We start from the raw sequence: 7,823 nt of genomic DNA on the forward strand, positions 1-7,823 counted from the left end.
GCGAGCAAGCCCGCTCCCACATTTTGTACGGCGTACTGACCAATAACGCGCGGTCCTGAAATAGGTCCGGGATTAACCGGCGCCAGGCAGGTACAATAGCTGCCCCCTTTTGTTACGGCCCTTGTCATGACTGACCCCATACGCCTCTCCAAACGCCTGATCGAACTGGTCGGTTGCTCCCGTCGGGAGGCTGAGCTGTTTATTGAAGGCGGCTGGGTCTCGGTGGACGGCGAAGTCATCGACGAACCGCAGTTCAAGGTCACCACCCAAAAGGTCGAACTCGACCCCGAGGCCAAGGCCACCGCGCCGGAGCCGGTGACCATCCTGCTGCACGCCCCGGCCGGCGTGGATGCCGAAACGGCCATGGCGTCGATCAGCGCCGACACACTCTCGGAAGAACACCGCTTCGGCAAGCGCCCGCTCAAGGGCCACTTCCTGCGCTTGACCGCCAGCGCCGACCTGCAAGCCAAGGCCAGCGGCCTGTTGGTGTTTACCCAGGACTGGAAGATTCTGCGCAAGTTGACCGCCGATGCCGCCAAGATCGAGCAGGAGTACGTGGTGGAGGTCGAAGGCGACATGGTTGCCCACGGCCTCAACCGTCTGAATCACGGCCTGACTTATAAAGGCAAGGAACTGCCGGCGGTCAAAGCCAGCTGGCAGAACGAAAACCGCCTGCGCTTTGCGATGAAAAACCCGCAGCCGGGGGTGATTGCCCTGTTCTGCGAAGCGGTTGGCCTGAAAGTCATCGCCATCCGTCGTATCCGCATTGGCGGTGTATCCATCGGCAAGGTGCCGGTCGGCCAATGGCGCTACCTGTCCGGCAAAGAAAAGTTCTAAGCCGCCCCCCTTTTTCTCGACGCTGCCTGATTTCGGCGGCGTCCTCAGTTGATACCAGGATTGCCCACCATGATTCACAACGACGTACTGCGCAGCGTGCGCTACATGCTCGACATCAGCGACAACAAGATGGTCGAGATCATCAAGCTCGGCGGCATGGACGTGACCAAGGAAGACCTGCTGACCTACCTCAAGAAGGACGAGGAAGAAGGCTTCGTGTTCTGCCCGGACGAAGTCATGGCTCACTTCCTTGATGGCCTGGTGATCTTCAAGCGTGGCAAGGATGAAAGCCGTCCACCGCAGCCCATCGAAACCCCGGTGACCAACAACATCATCCTCAAGAAACTGCGCGTGGCCTTCGAACTGAAGGAAGACGACATGCACGCGATCCTCAAGGCTGCCGAGTTCCCGGTGTCCAAGCCCGAGCTGAGCGCGCTGTTCCGCAAGTTCGGCCACACCAACTACCGCCCGTGCGGCGACCAGTTGCTGCGTAACTTCCTCAAGGGCCTGACGCTACGGGTTCGTACCTGAGCCATGGGCTACAACGTCTCCCCCGTCGGCTTTGTGCGCTCCTGCTTCAAGGAGAAGTTCGCCATCCCGCGCCAACCGCAACTGGCGCCTGCCGCCCGTGGTGTGTTGGAGCTGGTGGCGCCGTTTGACGGCGGCGAGGCGGTACAAGGCCTGGAGCAGGTCAGCCATGTATGGCTGCTGTTCCTGTTTCATCAGGCCTTGGAAGACAAGCCGCGCCTGAAAGTTCGCCCACCGCGCCTGGGCGGTAACACGTCGATGGGCGTGTTTGCCACCCGTGCGACCCACCGGCCCAATGGCATCGGCCAGTCGGTGGTGAAGCTGGACAAGGTGGAGCCAGGGCGGCTGTGGATATCCGGGATCGATTTGCTCGATGGCACGCCAGTGCTGGATATCAAGCCGTATGTGCCGTATGCGGACATCATCGACACTGCAACCAATGACATGGCCAGTGGTGCACCCGCACTGATTCCCGTGCAGTGGCTGAAGACCGCGCTGCATCAAGCACAAGACCATGCCCAACGGCTGGATGAGCCGTTAGTGGCATTGATTGAGCAGTGTCTGGCTCAAGATCCCCGCCCGGCGTACCAGACGCCCGGACCTGAACGGGAGTATGGCGCGCAGTTCTGGGATGTGGATGTGCGTTGGCACTATCCCGAGGCTGGGGTGATTTGTGTGCTGGAAGTACTCCCAGCCAGCTGAAGAAACCGGAAACAAAATGTGAGAGGGGGCTTGCCCCCGATTGCAGTGTGTCAGCTACATACAAGCTGGCTGATACACCGCTATCGGGGGCAAGCCCCCTCCCACATTTTTGAACCGCATTTCACATCAGGCGATGTCGCGAAGCTCACGTCGCAATATCTTGCCCACCGGTGTCATCGGCAACGACTCGCGCAACACAATATGCTTGGGCACCTTGTACCCGGTGAAGTTGGTCTTGCAGTACGCCTTCAGCTCTTCAAGGCTCACCCCCTGGGCTCGTGCCACCACAAACAGTTTCACCGCCTCCCCCGTGCGCTCATCCGGTACGCCGATCACCGCACAATTGGCCACGGCTGGGTGGGCCATCACCACATCTTCGATCTCGTTGGGGTACACGTTGAAACCCGAGACGATGATCAGGTCTTTCTTGCGGTCGACGATGCTGACGAAACCATCGGTGTCGATGACCGCAATGTCGCCAGTCTTGAGCCAACCTTCAGCGTCCAGGGTCTCGGCGGTGGCCTCCGGTTGTTGCCAGTAGCCCTTCATCACTTGTGGGCCCTTGATGCACAGCTCGCCCCGCTCGCCCAATGGCAACTCATGGCCCTCATCGTCGATGACTTTCATCGCGGTGCCCGGCACCGGGATACCCACGGTGCCCAGTCGCGACTGGCTGCCATAGGGGTTGGTGCTCGCCACTGGTGAGGTTTCAGTCAGGCCGTAGCCTTCGCCGATGGAGCAACCGGTGAGTGCCTTCCAGCGTTCGGCAGTGGCCTTGATCAGTGCGGTGCCACCAGAGTTGGTGATCTTCAGATGAGAGAAGTCCAGGGTCTTGAAGTCCGGGTGGTCCATCAACGCCACAAACAGCGTGTTGAGCCCCAGCAGGCAGGAGAACCGCCACTTCTTCAGCTCCTTGATGAAGCCGCCGATGTCCCGCGGGTTGGTAATCAGCACGTTGTGGTTGCCGGTCACCATCATGCACATGCAGTTCGCCGTGAAGGCATAGATATGATAGAGCGGCAACGGCGCAATCATCACCTCCTGCCCCTCCTTCACCAGCGGCTGGCCGTCATCGGCGACCTGGGACATGCACGCCCGCGCCTGTTGCATGTTCGCCACCAAGTTGCCATGGGTGAGCATCGCGCCCTTGGCCAGGCCGGTGGTGCCACCGGTGTATTGCAGCACCGCGATGTCGTCCAGGGTCACCGGATGGCGCGTCACGCCCAGGCCAGCGCCCATGCGCAAGGCGCGCTTGAAGGACACGGCCCGAGGCAGACTGTAGGCCGGGACCATCTTCTTCACCTTGTCGACCACGGTGTTGACCAGCCAGCCTTTGGCGGTGGGCATGAAGTCGCCCATCTTGGCTTCGATCAGGTAGTCGATCTCGGTATCACCGCACACTTCCTGCACCCGCGAGCCGAACAGGTTGAGGTAGACCAGCGCACGCACGCCGGCGTCCTTGAACTGGTGGCGCATCTCGCGGGGGGTGTACAGCGGGTTGGTGTTGACCACGATCAGCCCGGCGCGCAGTGCGCCAAATACGGCAATGGGATAATGCAGCACGTTGGGCATCTGCACCGCGATGCGTTCACCGGGCTTGAGGTCGGTATGGTTTTGCAGGTAGCCGGCGAATGCCGCACTCTGGCGCTCAAGCTCGGCGTAGGTCAGGGTGATGCCCATGTTGCTGAACGCCGGACGGTCGGCAAAGGTCTTGCAGGAGCGTTCGAAGACTTCGATCACCGATTTATAGCTGGTGAGGTCGATAACGTTGGGGACACCCGCAGCGCGTTTGTCATTCCAGAAATCAGGTTGCATTATTCTTGTCCTCTTACCTGAGTGTGTTCGACCGCTGCAGCTGCAAATATCAGGCAGCTATAAAAAGCGGAGCTTTGGGGACGTTAGCAGCTATGGCCAATCAGGCAAATATGCCAAACCGTGTCATTGATTGTATGAATCTTGTATCTGACGCGTAGGCAGATACCCCAGCCTCTGGCGGATGAGCTATACACTGCATCGACCCCGAGCAAAGGAAGCGCCATGAATCACAGCACCTTCTGGCTGACCGCGAATGACCGCAGCCGCCTGTACGTCAACCAATGGCTGCCGGAAGGCCCTGCCAAGGCCATGATCATGCTGTCCCATGGCATGGCCGAGCACAGTGGTCGCTACGCGCGCCTGGCCCAAGCGTTGTGCGCCGCCGGCTACGGGCTGTATGCGCCGGACCAGCGTGGTCATGGCCGCACGGCCGATGAAGGCACTTTGGGGTTGTACGCCGAGGACGATGGCTGGAGCAAAGTCGTGGGCGACCTCGCCAGCCTCAATCAGCACATCGCGCTTAAACAGCCGGGGCTGCCGATCATTCTGCTGGGCCACAGCATGGGCAGTTATATCGCTCAGGCCTACCTGCTGCACCACAGCGCCAGCCTGGACGGAGTGATTCTCAGCGGGTCGAATTTCCAGCCAGTGACGTTGTACCGCGCTGCCGGGGTGATCGCCCGCATAGAACGGGCACGGCAAAGCTTGCGCGGGCGCAGCGCATTGATCGACTTTTTGTCGTTTGGCTCATTCAACAAGGCGTTCAAGCCCAACCGTACGGCGTTTGACTGGCTCAGCCGTGACCCGGATGAAGTGGACAAGTACATCAACGATCCACTCTGTGGTTTCCGTTGCACCAACCAACTGTGGATCGACCTGCTGGGCGGCTTGCAGCAAATCAGCAAAGCGTCCAATCTCGCCCAGATCGACCCGGGCCTGCCGATCCTGGTGATGGGCGGCGAATGTGATCCGGTCAGTGAAGGCAAACGTCTCAAAAGCCTGGCCCATGCCCTGCGTGAGGCCGGCTGCCAGCACCTGCAATTGAATATCTACCCGCAGGCGCGCCATGAAGTGTTCAATGAAACCAACCGCGATGAAGTCACTGCCGATGTGCTGACGTGGCTCGACCAGGCCCTGACTCTATGCCGGCCGACCCGCTGCGAGTAACTTCTTTTTGAGAATAAACCGTTTAAAATCAGTCTATTAATTTACCGATTAGCCACAGGATGCACCTTTAGATGACCCAGGTTACCAACACCCCGTACGAAGCCCTCGAAGTCGGCCAGACCGCCAGCTACAGCAAAACCGTCGAAGAGCGTGATATCCAGCTGTTTGCCGCGATGTCCGGCGACCACAACCCGGTGCACCTGGATGCCGAATACGCCAAGGCGACCATGTTCAAGGAGCGTATTGCCCACGGCATGTTCAGCGGCGCCCTGATCAGCGCGGCGGTTGCTTGTGAACTGCCTGGGCCGGGCACTATCTACATCGGCCAGCAGATGAGCTTCCAGAAACCGGTGAAGATCGGCGACACCCTGACCGTGCGTCTGGAAATCCTCGAAAAACTACCGAAGTTCCGCGTGCGCATCGCCACCCGTGTATTCAACCAGCGCGATGAGCTGGTAGTGGACGGCGAGGCGGAAATTCTTGCGCCACGCAAGCAGCAGGTGGTGGAGTTGACTGAATTGCCGCCGATCAGCATCGGCTAAAGCCTACGCAATACAAATGTGGGAGGGGGCAAGCCCCTCCCACATTTTTTTCAGCATTTGCAGCACAGGGCTTACGAGTTAGCACGCGCTTGGTTGCGCAGGGCTTTCACCTGATCGTGGTTGCGTTTCACGCCATGGTACTGACGCTCAACCAGGTCACGAATACCCAGCAGGTTGTGCTTGTTGATCTTCTCGATCGCTTCTTTATAAGCCTTCAGAGCGTGGTCTTCACCGCGTTCGGCTTCGTTCAGTACCGCTTCTTCATCCTTACCCGTGAGCATCGACTTCACGTCGACCCAGCCACGGTGCAATGCGCCGGCAACGCTACCTGAATCTTCCGGGTCACCACCCAAGGCACGCACGGCAGTTTTCAACTCGGCGGCAGCAGTGGCGCAATCAGCGGAGCGCTTGGCGAACAGCGCCTTGAGTTCAGGGTGCTTGATATCTTCCGCACACTCCTTGAAACCTTTCTGACCGTCGATGCTGGTTTCGATCAGGTCGTTGAGTACGGAAATAGATTCTTTGTTGATGTCAGTCATTTTTCAATTCCTTGTACGGGTTAAGAAGGTTGTCTTAATGATTGCAGCGCCCGTGCCAGGTTTTCGATAACAACTTATTGTTAATTTTCAACAAGTTATGATTTATTGAACGATCTGTATGTACGTTATTTGCATGATCTGTCATTTGGCCTCCATGCAGAATGCCTGTATTTTCCAAGGTCTCGACCCCATCACCTGAAGCCCATGAACCCGGAAAAACTCGAACTGCTGATCACCCGCGAAATGCCCTTCGGCAAATACAAGGGACGGATCATTGCCGACCTGCCCGGCCCTTACCTGAACTGGTTCGCCCGTGAAGGTTTCCCCCACGGAGAACTGGGCGGCTTACTGGCACTTATGCAGGAAATCGACCACAACGGTTTGTCCGAACTACTCGAGCCGCTGCGTATGAAACACGGCAAACCCGCCCCTCGCCACTAAGAGCCCTGTCATGCCACGGAATGCGCACAACGAAGATCATTGGCAAACCATCGCCCAGCGCTATGAACTGGACCCTGGCCCCATCAACCTGGAAAACGGCTACTTCGGGCGCATGAGCCGCACGGTAAACGCGCAATATCTGGAGCACGTTGCGTTTATCAACCGCAGCAATTCGGTGTATGTACGCCAGCGCTTCGAACAAGGTGAAAACGTTGAGATACGCCGCCAATTGGCCGGGCTGATCGATGTTGATCCGCAATCGATTGCCTTCACTCGCAATGCCACCGAAGCCTTGCAGTCGCTGATCCGCAACTACAACCGCCTGCAACCGGGCGATCAGGTGCTGATCAGCGACCTGGAGTACGACACGGTCAAAGGGGCCATGCGTTGGTTGGCAGGTTATCGCGGCGTGGAAGTGATCGAGATTTCCCACACCCACCCGGCCAGTTTTGACAGCCTGGTGCAGACCTATCGCCAGGCATTTACCCAGTATCCACGCCTCAAGCTGATGGCCCTGACCCACGTCACCCACCGCACCGGGCTGGTGATGCCGGTCGAAGCCATTGCCAAAGCCGCCCGTGAACAGGGTATCGATGTGATCCTCGATGGCGCCCATGCCCTGGGCCAGATCGAGTTCAACCTGGCTGAGCTTGGCATCCAGTTCGCCGGCTTCAACCTGCACAAGTGGATCGGTGCCCCCCTGACCCTGGGCTTTCTCTATATAGCCCCCGAGCGCCTGGCAGACATCGACCCGGACATGGGCGAGTTTCACTACCCGATGACCGATGTGCGTGCACGCACGCCCTACAGCACGCCGAATTTTCCGGCCCTGATGACCTTGCCGCTGGTGCTGGAAGAACATCGCGCCTTGGGTGGCGCGGCGGCCAAAGGTGCGCGGGTGAATTACCTGCGTGATCTGTGGGTGAGCCAGGTGCGGCCGTTGCCGGGGATTGAAGTGCTGACGTCGGACGACCCTCGGTTGTATTGCGGGATCACGGCATTCAAGTTCATCGGGCGTGATCAGCAGGCGATGGCGGATCGCTTGCTCAACGACTATGGCCTGTTCACGACAACCCGTGTCGGGGCGGCGTTTGGCACCTGTATCCGGGTGACGCCGGGGTTGGTCACCTCGGCGGCAGACATTGATGTGTTGGTAAAAGCAATCACTGAACTAAACGCAGATTAAACCTGTGGGAGCTGGCTTGCCTGCGATAACGGTACATCAGTCACACCTGTATTTTCTGACCCACCG

Annotated in this window: 9 protein-coding genes; 7 read left to right on the forward strand and 2 right to left on the reverse strand. The window is 58.8% G+C overall.

What is annotated here, in order from left to right:
* Nucleotides 1-126: 126 nt before the first annotated feature.
* The 3 genes from ACRESD_RS10220 to tsaA all read left to right on the forward strand — a co-directional run bounded on the left by ACRESD_RS10220 (nucleotide 127) and on the right by tsaA (nucleotide 2,067).
* Nucleotides 127-837 carry an rRNA pseudouridine synthase gene (locus ACRESD_RS10220; protein ID WP_016977929.1) on the forward strand — a complete coding sequence of 237 codons (711 nt, stop codon included), beginning with the start codon at nucleotides 127-129 and terminating at the stop codon, nucleotides 835-837.
* 69 nt (nucleotides 838-906) lie between these two features.
* Nucleotides 907-1,368, forward strand: a complete 462-nt coding sequence (locus ACRESD_RS10225) for a DUF1456 family protein (protein WP_016970809.1) — start codon at nucleotides 907-909, stop codon at nucleotides 1,366-1,368.
* A gap of 3 nt (nucleotides 1,369-1,371) precedes the next feature.
* The gene (tsaA, locus tag ACRESD_RS10230; RefSeq protein ID WP_431750802.1) at nucleotides 1,372-2,067 is read left to right on the forward strand and encodes a tRNA (N6-threonylcarbamoyladenosine(37)-N6)-methyltransferase TrmO; all 696 of its coding nucleotides are present in this window, start codon (nucleotides 1,372-1,374) and stop codon (nucleotides 2,065-2,067) included.
* A 126-nt stretch (nucleotides 2,068-2,193) separates the two neighbouring features.
* Here the strand turns inward: tsaA and fadD2 are convergent, their stop codons facing one another.
* On the reverse strand, nucleotides 2,194-3,882 hold the full coding sequence (gene fadD2 / locus ACRESD_RS10235; protein WP_431750803.1) for a long-chain-fatty-acid--CoA ligase FadD2: 1,689 nt from the start codon (nucleotides 3,880-3,882) through the stop codon (nucleotides 2,194-2,196).
* A gap of 222 nt (nucleotides 3,883-4,104) precedes the next feature.
* Here fadD2 and ACRESD_RS10240 point away from each other — a divergent pair, with 222 nt between their 5' ends.
* Together ACRESD_RS10240 and ACRESD_RS10245 are read left to right on the forward strand one after the other, a co-directional pair.
* Nucleotides 4,105-5,049, forward strand: coding sequence for a lysophospholipase (locus tag ACRESD_RS10240; protein WP_431750804.1), 945 nt, complete (start codon nucleotides 4,105-4,107; stop codon nucleotides 5,047-5,049).
* Nucleotides 5,050-5,120: 71 nt separating this feature from the next.
* Nucleotides 5,121-5,591, forward strand: coding sequence for a MaoC family dehydratase (locus ACRESD_RS10245; RefSeq protein ID WP_431750805.1), 471 nt, complete (start codon nucleotides 5,121-5,123; stop codon nucleotides 5,589-5,591).
* Between the two features lie 71 nt (nucleotides 5,592-5,662).
* Here the strand turns inward: ACRESD_RS10245 and ACRESD_RS10250 are convergent, their stop codons facing one another.
* A complete protein-coding gene (locus ACRESD_RS10250; RefSeq protein WP_431750806.1) occupies nucleotides 5,663-6,130 on the reverse strand; it encodes a ferritin-like domain-containing protein in 468 nt (155 codons plus the stop codon).
* Nucleotides 6,131-6,334: 204 nt separating this feature from the next.
* On the opposite strand from ACRESD_RS10250, the gene ACRESD_RS10255 reads away from it, so the two are divergent.
* Together ACRESD_RS10255 and ACRESD_RS10260 are read left to right on the forward strand one after the other, a co-directional pair.
* On the forward strand, nucleotides 6,335-6,571 hold the full coding sequence (locus ACRESD_RS10255) for a DUF3820 family protein (RefSeq protein ID WP_431750807.1): 237 nt from the start codon (nucleotides 6,335-6,337) through the stop codon (nucleotides 6,569-6,571).
* 10 nt (nucleotides 6,572-6,581) lie between these two features.
* A complete protein-coding gene (locus tag ACRESD_RS10260; protein ID WP_431750808.1) occupies nucleotides 6,582-7,757 on the forward strand; it encodes an aminotransferase class V-fold PLP-dependent enzyme in 1,176 nt (391 codons plus the stop codon).
* The last annotated feature ends 66 nt before the right edge of the window (nucleotides 7,758-7,823 follow it).

The organism is Pseudomonas sp., assembly GCF_050739995.1.
GTDB lineage: Bacteria > Pseudomonadota > Gammaproteobacteria > Pseudomonadales > Pseudomonadaceae > Aquipseudomonas.

Excerpts from the sequence above, each read along its gene's own strand:
- ACRESD_RS10220 (WP_016977929.1), top strand. The coding sequence starts at position 127 with ATGACTGACCCCATACGCCTCTCCAAACGCCTGATCGAACTGGTCGGT.
- ACRESD_RS10225 (WP_016970809.1), top strand. The coding sequence starts at position 907 with ATGATTCACAACGACGTACTGCGCAGCGTGCGCTACATGCTCGACATC.
- tsaA (WP_431750802.1), top strand. The coding sequence starts at position 1,372 with ATGGGCTACAACGTCTCCCCCGTCGGCTTTGTGCGCTCCTGCTTCAAG.
- fadD2 (WP_431750803.1), bottom strand. The coding sequence starts at position 3,882 with ATGCAACCTGATTTCTGGAATGACAAACGCGCTGCGGGTGTCCCCAAC.
- ACRESD_RS10240 (WP_431750804.1), top strand. The coding sequence starts at position 4,105 with ATGAATCACAGCACCTTCTGGCTGACCGCGAATGACCGCAGCCGCCTG.
- ACRESD_RS10245 (WP_431750805.1), top strand. The coding sequence starts at position 5,121 with ATGACCCAGGTTACCAACACCCCGTACGAAGCCCTCGAAGTCGGCCAG.
- ACRESD_RS10250 (WP_431750806.1), bottom strand. The coding sequence starts at position 6,130 with ATGACTGACATCAACAAAGAATCTATTTCCGTACTCAACGACCTGATC.
- ACRESD_RS10255 (WP_431750807.1), top strand. The coding sequence starts at position 6,335 with ATGAACCCGGAAAAACTCGAACTGCTGATCACCCGCGAAATGCCCTTC.
- ACRESD_RS10260 (WP_431750808.1), top strand. The coding sequence starts at position 6,582 with ATGCCACGGAATGCGCACAACGAAGATCATTGGCAAACCATCGCCCAG.